Below are 17,985 nucleotides of genomic sequence, written 5' to 3' on the forward strand. Positions count from 1 at the left end.
AGCAACGGCACAGCCGGCACCGGCGGCAAGGGCGGGGCGGCGACCACCACCGCCGTCGGCAACTGGCGGGCGACCGGAGGCAACGGCGGCGCGGGCGGTGTCTCCACCAACGGCAACGGCGGCAACGGCGGCGACGGCGGCAGCGCCTCGTCGGCGGGCAACAGCACCACCGTCACCGGCGGCGTGGGTGGCACCGGCGGCGCCGGGGTCACCGGGGTCACCGGCAGCGGCGGCAACGGCGGTGGCGGCGGCGCGGCCACGTCCACCGGAACCAACACCCCGACCACCGGCGGCAACGGCGGCAACGGCGGTTCGCCGGGTGGTTCCGGCGGTACCGGCGGCACCGCGACCGCCACCGGTGCCGGCTCGACGGCGACCAACGGCAGCTCCGGTAGCCCGGGCTGACGCCCGCGGGAAGCCAGGGGTGATGAGGACGGCGGTCAACCTCGTCAGGGCAGGCGGTGTGGCCGCCGCCCTGGGCATCGGGGTGGCGGCCTGGACGGGATGCGCGGTCGCCTCCGCCGACCCCGGGTCCGCCGACGTGTCCAGTGCGGCCGCGAACAGTGCACCCCGTGGCGACGCGGCGCGGGTGACAGCGGCCCGGGCGGCCCACCGCCTGACCGCCCCGGCGGTGCGGGGCAGGCCGTCTGCCGCCCGGCGATCGGCTCACGCGACGGGCACGCCGGCGCTCGCGGGTGTGCCGGCCGCGCCGAGGGCCGCCGTGAACCCCGACGCCCTGCCCCCGAGGCCCGCACCGAGGGAAACCGTGGCGATGGTCGCTTCGTCGTTGTTGGGAATGGTGCAGGCGACGTGGCGGGCGATCGCAATCGGCAGCTACCTCGGGCCGACCCGGTCGACGCTGAACCAGACCGTCGTCGTCGACGGCTACGACCTGGTGCCCAGCGGCACCGAACTCGTCACGTCGTTCTACGGACCGTGGACCTTCTGGCCGGGTGGTCCGACCCTGGTGCAGGGTCAGCAGAAGTACAGCGTCGTCGAACCGGTGACGCGGGAGAATCTTGGGAACTTCGACGCGCTGGTGAGCACGGGCAGCCCGTTCAATCTGCGCGGGAAATACGTCGAACTGCTCGTCACCGCCAACGACGGCACCAATGTCGGCACCGGCCCCGGTCAGGTTCCGCCGGTGGGCTCGCTGATCGCGAACTTCGACCTGATCGGCGGCTTCGGGTGGTCCTACACCGCGATGCCGGCGGCACCCAAGGCGGTGATCTCCTACAAGATCGTGACGCCGTTCGGGGACATTCCGATTCCGTTCACCTTCGACGCCTCGGCGGGAATCGCCGACCGCACGGTGGACAACCGCCCGATCAATCTCGCCAACGGCTACAGCATCGCCCCGGCCGACCCGGCCGGTGAAACATACGTCGGGACAAGCGGATTCCTGCCCATCTTCACCACCGTGCAGGCCCGGCAGGTGTTCGACGTCCGCGACGCCTCAGGTGAGGCGGTCGGCAGTTTCGAGGGCGTGGTGACACCCACCGCCGACGTGTTCGGCCTCTACACCCAGGCGATCCTGGTGACCAGGGTCGTCGAGGGCACCCCCGGGACGCGTCCCGGCGATGTCCCGCCGGTCGGCTCGGTCTACAACGTGATCTACGAGGGCGCCGACACCCGCTACGGTCTCTATTCGTCGCTGCCCGCACCGTCGGGAAACGTGGTGTCGGTGATCCTGGTCGACGGCGACACGGTGTCCAACATCCGGACCTTCCCGTTGAATCTGCTCGACGCCGCGGCGCTGCCGCCGGTCACACGGTTGCCGATCGCCGGCGGCTACAGCCTGCTGCCCGTCTCGCCGCTGTACCCGTCGGGAGTGAACGGCCTGCCGCCCCGGGAGATTCAGATCCAGGGCTATCAGCAGTTCGGCATGTACGACCGCGCCGGCGCGCTGCGGGGCAGCGTCGATGCCGACGTGTCCCTCCAGTACGACTTGTGGGGCAACTCCAGCCAAGCCATCCTGGTCACCGACGTGCGCGGCGGCGACGCGGGCACCGCGCCGGGCCAGGTGCCACCGGTGGGCTCGATGTTCACCTATTTCTTTCTCGGCAACACCGGGCTGGGCACCTCCTACGCCAGCCTGGCCGCACCGTCGGGCAACAAGGTCTCCTTTAAGATTCTGACCCCGCTGATCGACATCCCCACCTGGTCGACCTACAACGCCACCGCGGGCTTCGACACCGTCTCGCTCTTCAACCCGTTCGCGACCGGATAGTGCGGACAGAGGCACTCGAACCTCGTCCGGCTGGGCAGGTCAGCGGACTTGATCCCGGCCTCTCGCCTCATCGGTACCGCCCCCTCGCCCGGCCAGCACCATGAGGCAGGCCAGCAACGCACCGGTCAGGCAGTAGGCCGACGCGATCTCAACGGGCCGCGCCGAGGGCAGCTGCAACCCGCCGCTGGGGTCGACCGAGTGAATGACGCCGAAGAGGCTGAAGACGGCCAGAACCGCAAAGGTCGCCGCTACGGCCCCGGCCCGGCGGTCCAGCAGGAAGGCCACCGCACCGCCCCACAGCATGGCAGTCAGGATGAAGCCCTGACCCACGATAGATATCGTCGAAAGTTGTTCCGCCAGAACCGGGTTGGAGTCGGACACCGCCCCACGCAGTTGGTTGGTGTAGATCGACACCAGGTAGGCCAGCACCGGCACGATGCTGAACGCCACCGCTGGCAGGTGCCGCGGATCGGGCACCCGCACGGCCTGGACCGTGATCTCGATACCCACGAACAGCAGGATCGGGGCGACCGCCACCTCGGGCAAGACGTTCACCAAAGCTCCCAGCAGTCCGATCATGCCGCCTATTCCGACGATAAGTCCGGTCAGCAGGGTGTAGCCGGCCCGCGCGCCCATGGCCTTGTACGCCGGGTGCCCGATGTAGGGCGTGGACTGTGCGACGCCGCCGAAAACGGCCGCCACGAGAGTGGACCCCGCCTCGACCAGAAGGATGTCCCGGGTGCGGTACTCGTCGCCGGCCGCCCGGGCCGATGCGGTCGCGTTGATGCCGCCGATGATGGTCAGCAAGCCGAAGGGCAGGCTGACGGGCAGGAACTCCAGGGCTCGCGGCAAGCCGGCCAGCAGCTGCCCGACCTCAGGCACCGGCACGTGCAGCGCAAACGCGGCAACCGCGTCCGAGGAGTGGGCCGGGTGGATTCCCAACAGGTCCATCGCCCAGTAGAGCGCGACCGCGACCGCGACGGCGGCCAGGGCACCGGGGATACGCCCGGGCAGCTGGTATTTGGCGATCAGCGTGTAGAGGACCAGTCCGGCTCCGACCAGGCCGGCGACGGGTTCTTCGAAGATCTGGACCACGGGAATCAAGCCCAGTAGGGCAAGCCCCACCCCGGCGAGTGGCCCCAGCAGGGCCGCCTGCGGCATGATTCGCGCCACCGCGTCGCCGAAGAAGGCCAGCACGACCTTGGTCACGCCGATGAGGAACAGCGTCGCCATCCCGGTCGCCCAGGTCACGTACGGGTCTTGGGTCTGTACGTACACCGGACCGAGGACGATCAGCGCCAGCCCGATGGTGGACGGCGTGTCCAGGCCCAGGGGCATGGCCGTGCGCCGCCCACCCTTCCGGACGGCCATCCACGTGTACAACAGGTCCCCGATCATGACCCCGAGGGCGGTTCCCGGGATCATCCGGGTCAGCAGGAAATCCGCCGGAAACCCGAACTGGAACACCAAGATACCGCTGAGTGCGACCAGGTTGACGACGTTGTCGAGCAGCAGGGCGAACAGTGCATTGGTGTCGCCTGGGGAAAACAACGACTGCCACCGCGACCGGGACGACATGCTCTGGCCTCCAAGGGTCTCGGTCAAGGGTTGGCGAAACGGACGTACTCGGGCTTCGTGGCGGGCCGATCGGGAAGGCTGGCGGGGTCGCGGTCCTTGTTCACGATCCTGCGGTGCGGGTGAGGCTGGTCATGTGCCTGTAATACAGCACGCGGTCGCGATTTGTGCGGGCGGAGGGACTCGAACCCTCACGCTCTTTCGAGCAATGGCACCTAAAGCCATCACGTATGCCAATTTCGTCACGCCCGCGAAGAACCCGATCCTAACGTCATTCCACGAAGCGGTAGGCGAGCGCAAGTGAGCGGTAGGTGCGTTCGGCACGTCGATCACGGGTGAGAAGGGTCCGACCGTTCACGGAGGCGGCCCAGCCCACAAGAGCGTCGTACACAGAACCGCCGACGATACCGGCGTCGGCCAGTCGGTCCCGCAGATCGAGGGTGGCGGCCCCGTCCAGCCAGCAATCGTCGGCAAATGCTGCCGCCAGGACCGACACAGCCTGATCGGCGCTCAACCGCAATTCCACCGGCAACCGGGTCAACACCGAGTACGTCTCGAACACCGCATGCCCGGCGAGCGCTGGCCGAAGATCGACCAGGGTCCGACGGCACGCGCGGTGTGCCTCGTGGGTCGGGTCGAGGGCGGCTACAGCCACGCTGGTGTCGCACGCCCACCTGTCACCGCGGGATCTCACCGCTGAAGATCGTCTCGAAGTCGACGGACATCCTCGTCGGTCACGCTCGCGCCCTCGACCTTGCCCAAAATCGGCAGGCCGTCGCGGGTCTCAACCGTGCGCCGCCCCGCTCGCACGGGTTCGATCCTCAGCCCGGCACCATCGGGGATCAATTCCAGGGGGGTGTCCGGTGTGATCCCCAGCGCGTCCCTCAGCGCCTTGGGGATCACCAGTCGGCCCACGCTGTCGATTGTCACTTTCATGGCAGTACATTACCAATCATTTGGTAGGAAGGCCCGCGGGGTAGGTTCGGGGGGTGCCGAGTCCCCGACGCCGCAGGTTCGCGCTGGTCCTGCTCGTCATCGTCGCCGCGGCGGGCTGCCTGGCCCTGGGCTGGTGGCAGTGGACCCGCTACGAGTCGGCGTCGGGGAACTTCCAGAATCTCGGCTACGCGCTGCAGTGGCCGATGTTCGCGGCGTTCTGCGTCTACGCCTACCGCAAGTTCGTCCGCTACGAGCAGGCCCCGCCGACCCCGGACATCCAGACCCCCACCGAGATCCCGCCCGGGCTGCTGCCCGATCGCCCTTCCGCGCAGGCGCCCTCCCCCGATCCCGTACTGCGCGAGTACAACGCCTATCTCGCTTCCCTCGCCGAGGGGGCCGAGCACGACAAAAGGACCGCCCCATGACCGACACGCCCGAAGCCCAGCCGCTCGCGCCGGTGGAGAAGATCCGCTCGGCCCTCAACGCCTACCGGGTGCTGGCGTGGGCGACCGGCGTCTGGCTGATCGCACTGTGCTACGAGATGGTGCTCAAATACGCGGTCAAGGTCGACAACCCGCCGGACTGGATCGGCGTGGTGCACGGCTGGGTGTACTTCGTGTACCTGCTGTGCACGGCCAACCTCGCGGTCAAGGTGCGCTGGCCGATCGCCAAGACCATCGGGGTGCTGCTGGCCGGCACCATCCCGCTGCTGGGGATCATCGTCGAGCAGGTGCAGACCCGCGAGGTCAAGCAGCGCTTCAATCTTTAGAAGCTCCAGCCAGTTCCCGCAGCGCCGGCAGCAGCAGGCTCAACGCCCGCCCGCGGTGGGAGACCGCGTCCTTCTCCGCCGCGCTCAACTGGGCGGCGCTGCGGGTCTCGCCCTCGGGGATGAACACCGGGTCATAGCCGAAACCGTTGTCTCCCAATGGCTTCCGGGCGATGACCCCCGGCCACTGCCCCCGCACCACGGTCTGCCCGGCACCCGACACCAGCGCGCACGCCGAGACGAACGCCGCCGTGCGCCGCGCATCGGGGACGTCGTGGAGCTGGGCCAGCAGCAGCGAGTAGTTGGCGACATCGGCCTCGGGGTCGCCGTGGCGGCCGGCCCAGCGCGCCGAGAGCACGCCGGGCATCCCGCGCAGCGCGGCCACTTCCAGGCCCGAGTCATCCGCCAGGGTCGCCAACCCGGTGGCCGCGAAGCCGTCGCGGGCCTTGGCGATCGCGTTCTCCTCGAAGGTCGCGCCGGTCTCCGGGGCCTCCGGGTAGGGCGCGACGTCGTCGAGGGTCAGCAGGTCCAGCCCGGTGATCCCGGCGGCGTCGAGCACCCGGCGCAACTCGGCCAGCTTCTTGCGGTTGCGGCTGGCCACCAGCAGGCGGGTCATCGCGGCGGCCCGCGTCAGCTTCCGAACGCCTTCTTGGGCGGCGGGCCCTCGGGCAGCACTCCCGGGTAGGGCAGCGCCAGCGCCTCGCGCTGAACGGCGAAGAGTTGCTCGCACGCGCCGAACGCGGCGTCGAGCATCTTGTCCAGGGTGGAGCGCGGGAAGGTCGCGCCCTCCCCGGTGCCCTGGATCTCCACCAGCGTCCCGGTGTCGGTGGCCACCACGTTCATGTCCACCTCGGCGCGGGCGTCCTCCTCGTAGGGCAGATCGACGCGCACCCGCCCGTCGACCACCCCGACGCTGACCGCGGCGATCCCGCACGACACCGGACGCGGATCGGTGAGTTTGCCGCCGGCCGCCAGATAGGTCACCGCGTCGCACAGCGCCACATAGGCCCCGGTGATCGCGGCGGTGCGGGTGCCGCCGTCGGCCTGCAGCACGTCGCAGTCGATGGCGATGGTGTTCTCCCCCAGCGCGGCCAAGTCGATGCACGCGCGCAGCGAGCGCCCGACCAGCCGGCTGATCTCCTGGGTGCGCCCGCCCAACCGGCCCTTGACCGACTCGCGGTCGCTGCGGGTGTGGGTCGCGGCGGGCAACATCGCGTACTCGGCGGTCAGCCATCCCAGCCCGGAACCCTTGCGCCAGCGCGGCACCCCCTCGGTGACACTCGCGGTGCACATCACCCGGGTCTCCCCGCAGGCGATGAGCACCGAGCCCGCGGGGTGGGAGGTGAATCCCCGGGTGATGACCACCGGCCGCAGTTCAAGGTCCTCGCGGCCGTCCTGTCGCTGTGGCACCCGCAAACCCTAACCCGGGGGAACTCAGCAGCGGCGAACCTCGATGCACTCCCCGGGCAGCACCGCCCGCACCGGGCCGTCGAACTCGGCCTTGGCCTCGCCGATGACGTCCTCGCGCGAGGTCCACGGCGGGATGTGGGTCAGCAGCAGCTCGCCCACGCCGGCCCGGGTGGCGATGCGGCCGGCCTCGGTGCCGGACAGGTGCAGATGCGGGGGCCGGTCGGGCGCGTCGGTCCAGGACGCCTCACACAGGAACGCGTCGGCGCCGCCGGCCAGTTCGACCAGCGATTCGCAGAATCCGGTGTCCCCGCTGTAGACCAGGGTCGCGCCGGCGGCGTCGGTGATCCGCAACCCGTAAGACTCGGTGGGATGGTTGACCAGCCGGGGCAGCACGCTCAGCGCGCCGACCCGGACCGGCTCGCCGTCGACCCAGTGCTCGACGTCGAAGACGTCGGCGAAGTCGTCGAGTTCACCACCCAGCGGTGAGGAGGCGGCCGCCAGCCGGGCCCAGGTGTCGGCGGGGCCGAACATCATGCCGCGCTTGGTGGCCGGCGTCGGGTGGTAGCGGCGCCAGACGAACAGGCCCGGCAGGTCCAGGCAGTGATCGGCGTGCAGATGGGTGAGCAGGACGTGCACCTCGTTGGGGTCGGCGTAGCGCTGCAACGCCCCCAGCACCCCGCCCCCGAAATCCATCACCAGCGGCGGGGTGTCGGGCGCGGACAGCAGATAGCCCGACGCCGGCGAGTCCGGCCCGACGACGCTCCCCGAGCAGCCCAGGATGGTGATCTGCACCACATCAGCTTGCCACGCCGACGCGGGCGCGGTCAGGCGTTCGGCACCGCGACCTGCCGGCCGGGCGGGCCCACCCCGACGATCGCCGGGCCGAGCAGGCGCGCGGCCAGCCCGCTGAACGTGGCCGGGTCGCCGGTCGACTCGAAGACCCGGCGGGCCGCGGCCTCGGCGGTTTCGGGGTGCGGGCGCAGCAGGTCGCGCTCGGTGAGCACGCGCAGCAATTCTTTGGCGGTCTCCTCCGCGCTGGATACCAGCGTGACGGAGTCGCCCACCGCCAGCTGGATCACCCCGGACAGCAGCGGGTAGTGCGTGCATCCCAGCACCAGGGTGTCGATCCGGGCGCGCTGCATCGGCTCCAGATACGCCTCGGCGAGGCCCAGCACCTGCCGGCCGCTGGTCACCCCCCGCTCGACGAAGTCGACGAACCGCGGGCAGGCCACCGCGGTGACCTCGACGTCGGGTGCGGCGGCGAAGGCGTCGGTGTAGGCGCCCGAGGAGATGGTCGCCTCGGTGCCGATCACCCCGATGCGTCCGCTGCGGGTGGCCGCCACCGCGCGCCGCACCGCGGGCAGGATCACCTCGATCACCGGGACGTCGTAGCGTTCCCGGGCGTCGCGCAGGCACGCCGACGAGGCGGTGTTGCAGGCGATCACCAGCGCCTTGACGCCGCGGCCGACCAGGTCGTCACCGATCGCCAGGGCGTGCGCGCGCACCTCGGGGATGGTCAGCGGGCCGTAGGGGCCGTGCGCGGTGTCCCCGACGTAGACGAGGTGCTCGTCGGGCAGCTGGTCGATGATGGCGCGGGCCACTGTCAGACCCCCCACGCCGGAGTCGAAGATGCCGATCGGCGCCTGGGGATCGGCGGGCCCCGCACTCACGACGTGATCCCGGGAAGCTGCCCGGCCGAGGGGGTGCGCGCGCCAGCGCGCGCCTCGCGCTCCGGGCGCGACAACCAGTAGGCCGCCAGCACGCCGGCGATCGCCCCGCACAGGTGTCCCTGCCAGGACACTCCCCCGCACCGGTCGAGCACCGGAACCGCGCCCCACAGAATCCCGCCGTAGACGAACAGCACCGCCAGCCCGACGACGATCTGCCAGAGGTGGCGGGTGAACCAGCCGAACAACAGCAGAAAGGTGAGCCAGCCGAAGATCAGCCCGGAGGCGCCGATGTGGTTGGTTTCCAGCCGGCAGCCGCCGAGGTCGCCGATCAGCCAGGTGCCCAGGCCGCCGAGGATCCAGATGATCGCGGTGGCCCACACGAACCGCCCCATGCCCGCCAGGGTCACCAGGAAGCCCAGCACCAGCAGCGGGATGGTGTTGGCGAACAGGTGCTGCCAGTCGGCGTGCAGCAGCGGGGCGAACAGCACGCCCCACAGCCCGTCGGTCTCCAGCGGCCGGATGCCGTTGCGGTCCAGCTTGTGCCCGCTGAGCTGGTCGACGATCTCCACCAGATAGAGCAGCGCCACGAAGGACAGCACGGTGGCTCCGCCGACCTTCCACGCCGGCGGGCGGGCGAGCTGGCCGGCGGCGGTCATGCCCATCTCACGCCCACAGCTGACCCTCCAACGCTTGCTCGGCCTCCTCGAGGCTACCGGCGTAGGCCCCGGTCGACAGATACTTCCAGCCCGCGTCGCACACGATGAAGGCGATGTCGGCGCGCCGCCCGGCGCTGCGCGCCTTGTCGCCCGCGGCCAGCGCGGCGTGCAGGATCGCGCCGGTGGACACCCCGGCGAAGATGCCCTCGACCGAGGCGAGCTCGCGCGTGCGCCGCAGCGCGTCGGCGGCGCCGACCGAGTAGCGGGCGGTCAGCACCTCGGGGTCGTAGAGCTCGGGGATGAAGCCCTCGTCGATGTTGCGCAGCGCGTAGACGTCCTCGCCGTAGCGGGGTTCGGCGGCGATGATCGCGATCCCGGGGACGTGCTCGCGCAGGTACCGCCCGGTGCCCATCAGGGTGCCGCTGGTGCCCAGGCCGGCCACGAAGTGGGTGATCTCGGGGAGGTCGGCCAGCAGTTCGGGTCCGGTGCCGCGGTAGTGCGCCTCGGTGTTGGCCGGGTTGCCGTACTGGTAGAGCATCACCCACTCGGGATGCTCGGCGGCCAGCTGTTTGGCCACCGCGACCGCGGTGTTGGAGCCGCCCTCGGCCGGCGAGGAGATGATCTCCGCGCCGAAGAGCTCCAGCAGTTGGGCCCGCTCGACGGAGGTGTTCTCCGGCATCACGCAGATCAGCCGGTAGCCCTTGAGCCGGGCGGCCATCGCCAGCGAGATGCCGGTGTTGCCACTGGTGGGCTCCAGGATCGTCGAACCCGGACGCAGCACACCGTCGGCCTCGGCCCGCTCGATCATGGCCAGCGCGGCGCGGTCCTTGACCGAGCCGGTGGGGTTGCGGTCCTCCATCTTGGCCCACAGCCGCACGTGCGCAGCGGCACCGTCGTCCCACCGCGGCGAGAGCCGCGACAGGCCGACCAGCGGGGTGTCGCCGACCGCCTGCAGCAGCGAGGCGTACCGGGTCACCGCGATCTCACCCGCCGGCGACCGCGGGCAGGATCGTCACGGCGTCGCCGTCGCCCACGGCGGTGTCCAGCCCGCCGGAGAATCGGACGTCCTCGTCGTTGACGTAGATGTTGATGTAGCGGTTCAGTGTGCCGTCGACGGCCAGCCGCCGGCCGATCCCGGGATGGTTGGCCTCCAGGTCGTCGATCACCGCCCGCAGCGTGGCGCCCTGCGCGGTCACCCGTTTCTGGCCGCCGGTCAGGCTGCGCAGGATGGTCGGCACCGACACCGTCACGCTCATCGGGGCGCCGTCCGGTCGGCCGGGTAGCGCTCGACGATGCTGACCGGCTCCTCGGTGACCACCCCGTCGACGATGCGGAAGCTGCGCACTTCCTCGACGTCCGGATCGCGGGTGGAGATCAGCACGTAGTGGGCGTCGGGTTCGCCGGCGTAGGCGATGTCCGAACGGCTGGGGTAGGCGGCGGTGGCGGTGTGGGAGTGGTAGACCACGATCGGCGCCTCCCCCGCAGCCTCCAGGCCGCGCCACACCCGAATCTGTTCGGCCGGGTCGAACCGGTAGAACGTCGGGGACCGTTCGGCGTTGGTCATGGCGATGTGGCGCTCCGGGCGATCGGAGTCCTCCGGTCCGGCCAGCAGACCGCAGGCCTCGTCGGGGTGGTCCCGGCGGGCGTGGGCGACCATGGCCTCGACGAGGTCGGCCCGAATCACCAGCATCGCGCGATCCTCCTCACGTCCCGATTGCATCGGGGAACATGTCACGGTAGCCCGGTATTCCGGCGACCGGCTCGGCGGCGAGCACCCCGACCAGCACCGCTCGCGCCAGGGCGTCGGCCGCCGCCGCGCCCACCGCGGCGGTCAGCGCGGTCTCCGCCGACATCGCCGCGGGGGTGTCCGGGGCCGGTGGGACCGCCACCGCACCGGTGGCCAGGACGAACACCGCATCGCCGTCGTAGGGGGTGTGCGCCGGCCGGATCGCCCGGGCCAGACCGTCGTGGGCGGCCATCGCGACGCGGCGGCACGCGGCCTTGCTCAGCGCGGCATCGGTGGCGATCACCGCGATCGTGGTGTTCAGCGGCCCGGGTTCGCGTCTTCGCGCGGCGTACGCGGCGACCTGCTCGCGCGGGGGCGCCCGCAGCCCGAACTCGGCGATCAGATCGGCCATCCACGGCAGCCCGGTCGCGGGGTCCACCACCTCCCCGGCGGCGTTGACCACGGCGATCGCGCCCACCCGCACACCGGACTCCAGCAGCACCGAGGCGGTTCCCACCCCTCCTTTGAGACCACCCGCGCGGGCACCCACCCCGGCTCCGACGCTGCCGACCGCCACCTCGGGTCCGGCTGCGGCCGCGGCGGCGTAGCCGAAGGAGGCGTCCGGGCGACTCGACCAGTCGCCGACCCGCAGATCGAAGATGACCGCGGCCGGGACGATCGGGACCGTCCCGCCCCTCAGTTGCACCCCGCGACCGCTCTCCTCCAGCCAGCGCATCACGCCGTCGGCGGCGGCCAGGCCGAACGCACTGCCGCCGGTCAGCACGACCGCGTCAACGAACCGAATGGTGTTGGAGGCCTCCAGCAGATCGGTCTCGCGGCTGCCGGGTGCGGCACCGCGGACGTCGACGGCACCGACCGTGCCCGGCGGCGCCACCACCACCGTGGTCCCGCACGCCCACCCGCGGCCCGGGATGGGCCGGTCCGGGGCGGAGAAATCCATCGCCGTCGCGTCGGGATCGCAGCGCTGATGGTGGCCGACCAGAATCCCGGCGACGTCGGTGATCGCCCCGCTCACCTGGCCTTGCCCATCAACCCGATCACCAGGTATTCCTGGAGCACGGTCAGCCACTGATAGACGTCGAGGTGACCGGCCATCGGATGGCCGGGCGGCAGCCGGTCGGGTGCATCCGGGCCGATACCCAGCATGGTGCCCAGCGCCAGCCGGATGTCGTTGACCGCGGCGATCCAGGCCTCGGCGTCGTCGGTGGTCAACTCCAGGCGGCCGCCCTCCTCGGGCAGGGTCTGCAGAAGCTGTTGCGCGGCAGCGATCTTCCCGTCGATGATCTTCGGCTCATGCAGGCTGCGCAGCGCGCTGTTGGAGAAGTCCTCCCCCTCCTGCCCGACAGCATCGGCGTGCACGAAGTCGGGCAGCAGCCGGCGCATGGTCGCATCGTCGGGCGGAACGGAGTGCCCGGTGCGGATGCCGGTGATCTGCTCGAGCGGGTCCGAGGGCGCGGCCGTCTGACGTTCGCGCAGCATCTCCAGCATCGAGGTCGCCATGGTCCGCAGCAGGGCCGCCTCGTGAATCTCCATCGCCGACACGAAGCGGGGACCTTCGGCGGTGTCGACCCGCTTCCACTTGCGCACGAATGTCAGCGGTCCTGCTGCAGGGTGGCCCACAGGCCCGCGGCGTGCAGTTTGGCCACGTCGACCTCCATCGCCTCGCGGCTGCCGGCGGACACCACCGCCTTGCCCTCGTTGTGCACCTGCAGCATCAGCTTGGTGGCGTGCGGTTCGCTGTAGCCGAAGAGTTTCTGCAAGATGTAGGTGACGTAGGTCATCAGGTTCACCGGATCGTCCCACACGATGGTCACCCAGGGGGCGTCGGTGACCTGTTTTTCGCTGGCCTCGAGAACTCCGCTGGTACCCGGCCGGGTCGGTGCCGATGACGCGCCCATGGCCTAAGGATAGCGAGCCGACCGCCGGGGCCACCCGATACCGTTGCCCTCATGGTTGGGGACGCGTCGCCGGCGCTGCTGACCGACAAATACGAGCTGACCATGCTTTCCGCTGCGCTGCGCGACGGCTCGGCGCAGCGGCGAACCACCTTCGAGGTCTTCGCCCGACGGCTTCCCGAGGGACGGCGCTACGGGGTGCTCGCCGGGACGAACCGGTTTCTGGAAGCGTTGGGCGGCTTCGTTTTCGACCCACCGGCGCTGGCGTCGCTCTCCGAGTTCCTGTCGCCGACGACCCTCGACTATCTGCGCGGGTTCCGCTTCGGCGGCGACATCGACGGCTACGCCGAGGGTGAACTCTATTTCCCGGGATCGCCGGTGCTTTCGGTGACCGGGACCTTCGCCGAGTGCGTCGTGCTGGAGACACTGGCGCTGTCGATCCTCAATCACGACAGCGCGGTCGCCTCGGCGGCCGCCCGGATGGTCAGCGCAGCCGGGGGGCGCCCGCTCATCGAGATGGGGTCGCGACGCACCCACGAGCAGGCCGCGGTCGCCGCCGCGCGCGCCGCCTACATCGCCGGCTTCGCGGGCACCTCCAACCTCGAAGCCGTCCGCCGCTGGGGGATTCCCGGGATAGGCACCTCCGCGCACGCCTTCACCCTGCTCTACGCCGGGGCCGAGAAAGGTCCGGCGGGAAGTCCGGAATCCGACGACTGGGAGCGGGCCGCCTTTCGCGCCCAGATCGCCGAACTCGGGATCGACACCACGCTGCTGGTCGACACCTTCGATGTGCGGCGCGGGGTCGACAACGCGATCGCCGTGGCGGGCACCGGCCTGGGCGCGGTGCGCATCGACTCCGGGGATCTGGGCGTGCTGGTCCGCCAGGTGCGCGACCAGCTCGACGCCCTCGGCGCGACGGCAACCCGGATCGTGGTCTCCGGTGACCTCGACGAGTACGCGATCGCCGCGCTGCGCGCCGAACCCGTCGACTCCTACGGGGTCGGAACCTCGGTGGTCACCGGATCCGGCGCCCCGACCGCCGGCATGGTCTACAAACTGGTCGAGGTCGACGGGATCCCGGTGCGCAAGCGCAGCAGCCACAAGGAGTCCCACGGCGGCCGCAAGGGCGCGACGAGAATCTCCGACGCGACGGGCGTCGTCTCGGAGGAACTGGTCCACCCGGCCGGGGCCCCCCCGAACGCCGAGGCGCACGCGCGAGCGCTGACCACACCGCTGGTGCGCGGCGGCCACCCGGTGATCGGGCCGGACGGTCTGAGCGCGGCCCGCGACCTGCTGGCCCGGGGACTGGCCAGCTTGCCCTGGGCGGGGCTGGCCCTGTCCCGCGGCGAACCGGCCATCCCCACCCGCCAGGTGCCGGCGCGGTGAACGCCGCGCGGCCCGCCGATCTTTCCGAATTGCTCGGGCTGGCGACCGCGGCACTGGGCGGTGCACCGCGGCCCGGACAGGTCGAGATGGCCGAGGCCGTCGAACGGGCCTTCGCCACCGGCGAGCACCTGGCCGTGCAGGCCGGCACCGGGACCGGGAAGTCGCTGGCCTATCTAGTGCCCGCCCTCGCGCGGGCCGTGCGGGACGAATCACCGGTGGTGGTGTCCACCGCCACAATCGCCCTGCAGCGTCAACTGGTCGATCGCGACCTGCCGCTGCTGGCCGACGCGCTGGCCGACGCCCTGCCCCGCCGGCCGCGCTTCGCCCTGCTCAAAGGCAGGCAGAACTATCTGTGCCGCAACAAGATTCAGGGCGACGACCCGGGAGAGGGCGACGAGGCCGAGACCGGGGAACTGTTCGAACCCCAACCCGTCAGTGCTCTGGGCCGCGACGTGCAACGACTGACGGTATGGGCATCCTCGACGGAAACCGGCGACCGCGACGACCTCCGCCCCGGAGTCGCCGACCGGGTCTGGTCGCAGGTGAGCGTGTCCGCGCGCGAGTGCCTCGGGCCGTCGCGCTGCCCGTTCAGCGCCGACTGCTTCGCCGAGATCGCCCGCGCCGAGGCCGGCCAGGCCGACATCGTCGTCACCAACCATGCCCTGCTGGCGATCGACGCCGTCACCGACTCGGCGGTGCTGCCCGAGCACGAGTTCCTGGTCGTCGACGAGGCCCACGAACTGGTCGACCGGGTGACGTCGGTGGCCACCGGCGAACTGGCGCCCGGCGCTCTGGAGGCGACCGCCCGGCGGGCCGCCCGCCTGGCCGGCCCGGAGCCCGCCCACCGGCTCGAGCAGGCCGTCGCCGCACTCGGCGCCGCGCTGCGCGAGGCGCCCGCCCGCCAGATCGACTGCCTCGACGCCGCGCTGGCCGCAGACCTGACAGTGCTGCGCGACGCCGCCGCCGCCGCACGATCGGCGATCGACCCCGCACCGGCGGACCCGAAGGCCGCCGCGCCGCGAGCCGAGGCGATCGTCGCGCTGGGCGACATTGCCGACGTCTGCACCCGAGTGGTGGAATCCTTCGCCCCGCCGATCCCCGACCGGACCGAGGTGGTGTGGCTCGATCAGGACGAGCAGCGCGGGCCGGTGCTGCGGGTCGCGCCGCTGTCGGTCGCCGAGCTGCTGGGCGGCGGACTGTTCGGCGCCACGACCGCCGTCCTGACCTCGGCCACTCTCAAGGCCGGCGGCGCATTCGACGCGATGGCCGACAGCTGGGGCCTGACCGACGGACCGGCCTGGCGCGGGCTGGACGTCGGCTCGCCCTTCGACCACGCCCGCGCGGGCATCCTCTACGTCGCCGCACACCTGCCGCCGCCGGGGCGCGACGGGGTCGCACCGGCGCAGACCCTCGACGAGATCGCCGGCCTGATCGAGGCGTGCGACGGGCGCACCCTGGGCTTGTTCTCCTCGATGCGGGCCGCGCGGGAGGCCGCCGAGCGGATGCGGGAGCGGCTGGACACCCCGGTGCTCTGCCAGGGCGACGACGGCACCGCCGCGCTGGTCGAGCAGTTCGCCGCCGACCCGCAGACCTCGCTGTTCGGGACGCTGTCGCTGTGGCAGGGCGTCGACGTGCCCGGACCTTCGTTGTCGCTGGTGATCATCGACCGCATCCCGTTCCCCCGGCCGGACAACCCGCTGATGGCGGCGCGCCAGCGCGCGGTGTCCGCCCGCGGCGGCAACGGGTTCCTCACGATCGCCGCCGGCCACGCGGCGCTGCTGCTGGCTCAGGGCGCGGGCCGGCTGCTGCGCCAGCCCACCGACCGCGGCGTGGTCGCGGTTCTGGACTCGCGGCTGGCGACCGCCCGCTACGCGGGCTACCTGCGGGCGTCGCTGCCGCCGTTCTGGGCCACCACCGATCCCGCCGTCGTGCGACAAGCTCTCGCACGGCTGAGCGCTCCGAGCGCGGACTACGCCTCGGAGTCCTGACCGCCCCAGCGGAAGATGAGCAGGCTCGCGGCGACGGCGCAGGCCGCCAGCGCGATCACCGGTGCCACGACGAATCGGGTCAGCGTCGCGCCGACCACCGCCCCACCGACCATGGTGGCAACCACGGTCAGGCGCAGCTTCCGGCGCGCCCCGCTGCCGCCGGCCAGTCGGCTGTCGGCTCCGATACCGACGATGGTGGAGGTCAGCACGGTGGTGCTGAGCTCCTGAACACCGAACAGGCGTGCCGTCGCGTTCTGCGCACCGAAGCTCACCGCCAGGCCCGCGATGAGGATCAGCTTCGTGTCGTCGCGGTAGCCGAGTACCCCGGCACCGGCGAGGCCCGACAGCGCGGCCAGCAACAGGAACTCACACCCGAGCGCCGTCGTGATCCAGCGCCGCACGTCGCGATCGCGCAGCCGCGCGAACCGCCCGCCGATCACCGCGCCGGTGAGAAAACTGACGAACGCGACGACCGCGGCGGTCAGGTCGACCCCGGAATGCGGGACGAACCAGAAACCCAGGAAAATCACGTTGCCGGTCATGTTCGCGACGAAGACGTGCCCGAGGCAGAGCACACTGACGGCATCGACCAGTCCGGTGGCGAACGTCAACAACAGCAGGGCGGTGACGGTGAGCCGTTCCGAGACCGGCGATTCGACTGTCATGCCGGGGGAACCGCCTCGAAGGTATAGCTCGTCCCGACCGACGACTGACTGACCGAATCGCCGAAGGCGTCGGCGAGGGCGTGCAGGGCCCGCCAGCCGGTGCAGTGCCCGGCGATGATGTAGCGGATCCCGAAGGGCGCCAGGCCCGCGACCGTCTGGGCGATCACGGCCTCCATCACGCCCCCCAGGTGCAGGCCACCCATCACCGCGTGAATGGGCACATCCGGAAAGAGTCGGGCGACCTCGGTGCACACGTTGACGATCCCGGCGTGGGAGCAGGCGCTGAACACGATCAGCCCCAGCCCTTTCACGTGGGCGACCAGCATCCGCTCGTCCATCAGCAGCGGGTCGGGTTCCCACGGGTCCCCGTCGTGCTCGCGGCACAGGTGGTCGGATCGACCCTTCTCGAACGGGCTCACGCGCGGGATCACCCCGCTGTAGTAGAAGTGGCCGTCCAGCAGCAGCCGCTGGCCGGCGTCGTTGACGACCGCTGCGCCGTGGTGGACCAACTGCCCGGGAGTGGGAACCGTCTCGGTCGGGATCACCTGCCCGGCGCCGAGTTGCACGCCGCGCTGCCGGAACATCAGCGGGTTGACATGCACGGTGACCGAGCCGCGGCGGCTGACGACGGCATCGACGGCATCGAGCAACGCACCCATGTGGTCCCAATGCCCGTGCGTGATGGCGATCGCCCCCACCTCACCGAGGTCGATCCCGAGATTGGCGCAGTTGCGGATGAACGCCGCGCCCTCGGTCCCGGTGTCGAAGAGCAGCACGTGTTTGGCCGACGACGTCCTGGTGCGCAGCCGAAGTCCGTAGCCGAGATTGGCTACCAGGAGCGTCTCACCGGACACCACCGAAGCGCCGGCCCGGACCACGTTGTCGATCTCGGAGCGGGCGAACGAGGTCTTGCTCACATAGGTGTCGCTGACGTTGTCACTGAGAACATCGACACTGAGCGAATCGACCGGGGTCAGCAGCGCTGCGACGTCAGGCTCGTCGTGTGGCACTGTCGTGCGCCTTTCTGGATTGCGCTCCCCCGGCGATCCTGCTGATTCCAC

21 protein-coding genes, 1 tRNA gene and 1 pseudogene are annotated in these 17,985 nt (G+C 71.1%); 6 read left to right on the top strand and 17 right to left on the bottom strand.

Annotation, left to right across the window (positions count from 1 at the left end; translation table 11 throughout):
• Both ACKOB8_RS03715 and ACKOB8_RS03720 read left to right on the top strand, forming a co-directional pair.
• Window positions 1-405: pseudogene (locus ACKOB8_RS03715) on the top strand (PGRS repeat-containing protein); the annotation flags it as partial.
• Window positions 406-427: 22 nt separating this feature from the next.
• Window positions 428-2,230: a hypothetical protein gene (locus tag ACKOB8_RS03720; RefSeq protein ID WP_526375772.1), complete on the top strand. Its 1,803-nt coding sequence runs from the start codon at window positions 428-430 to the stop codon at window positions 2,228-2,230.
• 39 nt (window positions 2,231-2,269) lie between these two features.
• On the opposite strand, the gene ACKOB8_RS03725 is transcribed toward ACKOB8_RS03720, so the two are convergent.
• From ACKOB8_RS03725 to ACKOB8_RS03740, 4 genes are all read right to left on the bottom strand, one after another.
• Window positions 2,270-3,808: a hypothetical protein gene (locus tag ACKOB8_RS03725; protein WP_526375774.1), complete on the bottom strand. Its 1,539-nt coding sequence runs from the start codon at window positions 3,806-3,808 to the stop codon at window positions 2,270-2,272.
• A gap of 165 nt (window positions 3,809-3,973) precedes the next feature.
• A tRNA-Leu gene (locus ACKOB8_RS03730) sits at window positions 3,974-4,057 on the bottom strand.
• A gap of 19 nt (window positions 4,058-4,076) precedes the next feature.
• A complete protein-coding gene (locus ACKOB8_RS03735) occupies window positions 4,077-4,460 on the bottom strand; it encodes a PIN domain-containing protein (RefSeq protein WP_526375776.1) in 384 nt (127 codons plus the stop codon).
• Window positions 4,461-4,495: 35 nt separating this feature from the next.
• The gene (locus ACKOB8_RS03740) at window positions 4,496-4,741 is read right to left on the bottom strand and encodes an AbrB/MazE/SpoVT family DNA-binding domain-containing protein (RefSeq protein WP_526375778.1); all 246 of its coding nucleotides are present in this window, start codon (window positions 4,739-4,741) and stop codon (window positions 4,496-4,498) included.
• 53 nt (window positions 4,742-4,794) lie between these two features.
• Here ACKOB8_RS03740 and ACKOB8_RS03745 point away from each other — a divergent pair, with 53 nt between their 5' ends.
• Window positions 4,795-5,166: a hypothetical protein gene (locus ACKOB8_RS03745; RefSeq protein WP_526375780.1), complete on the top strand. Its 372-nt coding sequence runs from the start codon at window positions 4,795-4,797 to the stop codon at window positions 5,164-5,166.
• Window positions 5,163-5,510: a DUF3817 domain-containing protein gene (locus ACKOB8_RS03750; RefSeq protein WP_526375782.1), complete on the top strand. Its 348-nt coding sequence runs from the start codon at window positions 5,163-5,165 to the stop codon at window positions 5,508-5,510. Before ACKOB8_RS03745 ends, ACKOB8_RS03750 begins: the two co-directional genes overlap by 4 nt.
• Here ACKOB8_RS03750 and ACKOB8_RS03755 read toward each other — a convergent pair.
• The 11 genes from ACKOB8_RS03755 to clpS are packed head-to-tail and all read right to left on the bottom strand — an operon-like array spanning window position 5,500 to window position 12,888.
• Window positions 5,500-6,123 carry a non-canonical purine NTP pyrophosphatase gene (locus ACKOB8_RS03755; protein WP_526375784.1) on the bottom strand — a complete coding sequence of 208 codons (624 nt, stop codon included), beginning with the start codon at window positions 6,121-6,123 and terminating at the stop codon, window positions 5,500-5,502. The genes ACKOB8_RS03750 and ACKOB8_RS03755 overlap by 11 nt on opposite strands.
• Window positions 6,124-6,137: 14 nt before the next feature.
• Window positions 6,138-6,917 carry a ribonuclease PH gene (rph, locus tag ACKOB8_RS03760; RefSeq protein WP_526375786.1) on the bottom strand — a complete coding sequence of 260 codons (780 nt, stop codon included), beginning with the start codon at window positions 6,915-6,917 and terminating at the stop codon, window positions 6,138-6,140.
• Window positions 6,918-6,941: 24 nt separating this feature from the next.
• Window positions 6,942-7,709: a cyclic nucleotide-degrading phosphodiesterase gene (locus tag ACKOB8_RS03765; RefSeq protein WP_526375788.1), complete on the bottom strand. Its 768-nt coding sequence runs from the start codon at window positions 7,707-7,709 to the stop codon at window positions 6,942-6,944.
• Window positions 7,710-7,741: 32 nt separating this feature from the next.
• Window positions 7,742-8,587 carry a glutamate racemase gene (gene murI / locus ACKOB8_RS03770; RefSeq protein ID WP_526375790.1) on the bottom strand — a complete coding sequence of 282 codons (846 nt, stop codon included), beginning with the start codon at window positions 8,585-8,587 and terminating at the stop codon, window positions 7,742-7,744.
• Window positions 8,584-9,249, bottom strand: a complete 666-nt coding sequence (locus tag ACKOB8_RS03775; protein WP_526375792.1) for a rhomboid family intramembrane serine protease — start codon at window positions 9,247-9,249, stop codon at window positions 8,584-8,586. The genes murI and ACKOB8_RS03775 overlap by 4 nt, the downstream gene beginning before the upstream one ends.
• A gap of 1 nt (window position 9,250) precedes the next feature.
• Entirely contained in the window at window positions 9,251-10,219 is a 969-nt protein-coding gene (locus tag ACKOB8_RS03780) for a PLP-dependent cysteine synthase family protein (RefSeq protein ID WP_526375794.1), read from the bottom strand.
• A gap of 7 nt (window positions 10,220-10,226) precedes the next feature.
• Window positions 10,227-10,499: a MoaD/ThiS family protein gene (locus ACKOB8_RS03785; RefSeq protein WP_526375796.1), complete on the bottom strand. Its 273-nt coding sequence runs from the start codon at window positions 10,497-10,499 to the stop codon at window positions 10,227-10,229.
• Window positions 10,496-10,933: a M67 family metallopeptidase gene (locus tag ACKOB8_RS03790; protein WP_526375798.1), complete on the bottom strand. Its 438-nt coding sequence runs from the start codon at window positions 10,931-10,933 to the stop codon at window positions 10,496-10,498. Before ACKOB8_RS03790 ends, ACKOB8_RS03785 begins: the two co-directional genes overlap by 4 nt.
• A gap of 13 nt (window positions 10,934-10,946) precedes the next feature.
• Complete coding sequence (locus ACKOB8_RS03795) at window positions 10,947-12,005, bottom strand: P1 family peptidase (protein ID WP_526375800.1); 1,059 nt, start codon at window positions 12,003-12,005, stop codon at window positions 10,947-10,949.
• Window positions 12,002-12,577: an oxidative stress transcriptional regulator AosR gene (aosR, locus tag ACKOB8_RS03800; RefSeq protein WP_526375802.1), complete on the bottom strand. Its 576-nt coding sequence runs from the start codon at window positions 12,575-12,577 to the stop codon at window positions 12,002-12,004. The genes ACKOB8_RS03795 and aosR overlap by 4 nt, the downstream gene beginning before the upstream one ends.
• 5 nt (window positions 12,578-12,582) lie before the next feature.
• On the bottom strand, window positions 12,583-12,888 hold the full coding sequence (clpS, locus tag ACKOB8_RS03805) for an ATP-dependent Clp protease adapter ClpS (protein WP_526375804.1): 306 nt from the start codon (window positions 12,886-12,888) through the stop codon (window positions 12,583-12,585).
• Between the two features lie 51 nt (window positions 12,889-12,939).
• On the opposite strand from clpS, the gene ACKOB8_RS03810 reads away from it, so the two are divergent.
• Window positions 12,940-14,271 carry a nicotinate phosphoribosyltransferase gene (locus ACKOB8_RS03810; protein WP_526375806.1) on the top strand — a complete coding sequence of 444 codons (1,332 nt, stop codon included), beginning with the start codon at window positions 12,940-12,942 and terminating at the stop codon, window positions 14,269-14,271.
• Entirely contained in the window at window positions 14,268-16,259 is a 1,992-nt protein-coding gene (locus ACKOB8_RS03815) for an ATP-dependent DNA helicase (protein ID WP_526375808.1), read from the top strand. The genes ACKOB8_RS03810 and ACKOB8_RS03815 overlap by 4 nt, the downstream gene beginning before the upstream one ends.
• Here the strand turns inward: ACKOB8_RS03815 and ACKOB8_RS03820 are convergent.
• Window positions 16,241-16,924 carry a YoaK family protein gene (locus tag ACKOB8_RS03820; RefSeq protein WP_526375810.1) on the bottom strand — a complete coding sequence of 228 codons (684 nt, stop codon included), beginning with the start codon at window positions 16,922-16,924 and terminating at the stop codon, window positions 16,241-16,243. The genes ACKOB8_RS03815 and ACKOB8_RS03820 overlap by 19 nt on opposite strands.
• Window positions 16,921-17,934, bottom strand: a complete 1,014-nt coding sequence (locus ACKOB8_RS03825) for an MBL fold metallo-hydrolase (protein WP_526375812.1) — start codon at window positions 17,932-17,934, stop codon at window positions 16,921-16,923. The genes ACKOB8_RS03820 and ACKOB8_RS03825 overlap by 4 nt, the downstream gene beginning before the upstream one ends.
• Window positions 17,935-17,985 lie beyond the last annotated feature (51 nt).

This window comes from Mycobacterium sp., from assembly GCF_046091765.1.
Classification (GTDB): domain Bacteria; phylum Actinomycetota; class Actinomycetes; order Mycobacteriales; family Mycobacteriaceae; genus Mycobacterium.

Bases quoted from the DNA above. Each gene is read 5' to 3' on its own strand.
- ACKOB8_RS03750 (WP_526375782.1), top strand. From the start codon at position 5,163: ATGACCGACACGCCCGAAGCCCAGCCGCTCGCGCCGGTGGAGAAGATC.
- ACKOB8_RS03810 (WP_526375806.1), top strand. From the start codon at position 12,940: ATGGTTGGGGACGCGTCGCCGGCGCTGCTGACCGACAAATACGAGCTG.
- ACKOB8_RS03720 (WP_526375772.1), top strand. From the start codon at position 428: ATGAGGACGGCGGTCAACCTCGTCAGGGCAGGCGGTGTGGCCGCCGCC.
- ACKOB8_RS03725 (WP_526375774.1), bottom strand. From the start codon at position 3,808: ATGTCGTCCCGGTCGCGGTGGCAGTCGTTGTTTTCCCCAGGCGACACC.
- ACKOB8_RS03820 (WP_526375810.1), bottom strand. From the start codon at position 16,924: ATGACAGTCGAATCGCCGGTCTCGGAACGGCTCACCGTCACCGCCCTG.
- ACKOB8_RS03790 (WP_526375798.1), bottom strand. From the start codon at position 10,933: ATGCTGGTGATTCGGGCCGACCTCGTCGAGGCCATGGTCGCCCACGCC.
- ACKOB8_RS03775 (WP_526375792.1), bottom strand. From the start codon at position 9,249: ATGGGCATGACCGCCGCCGGCCAGCTCGCCCGCCCGCCGGCGTGGAAG.
- ACKOB8_RS03785 (WP_526375796.1), bottom strand. From the start codon at position 10,499: ATGAGCGTGACGGTGTCGGTGCCGACCATCCTGCGCAGCCTGACCGGC.
- ACKOB8_RS03755 (WP_526375784.1), bottom strand. From the start codon at position 6,123: ATGACCCGCCTGCTGGTGGCCAGCCGCAACCGCAAGAAGCTGGCCGAG.
- ACKOB8_RS03740 (WP_526375778.1), bottom strand. From the start codon at position 4,741: ATGAAAGTGACAATCGACAGCGTGGGCCGACTGGTGATCCCCAAGGCG.
- clpS (WP_526375804.1), bottom strand. From the start codon at position 12,888: ATGGGCGCGTCATCGGCACCGACCCGGCCGGGTACCAGCGGAGTTCTC.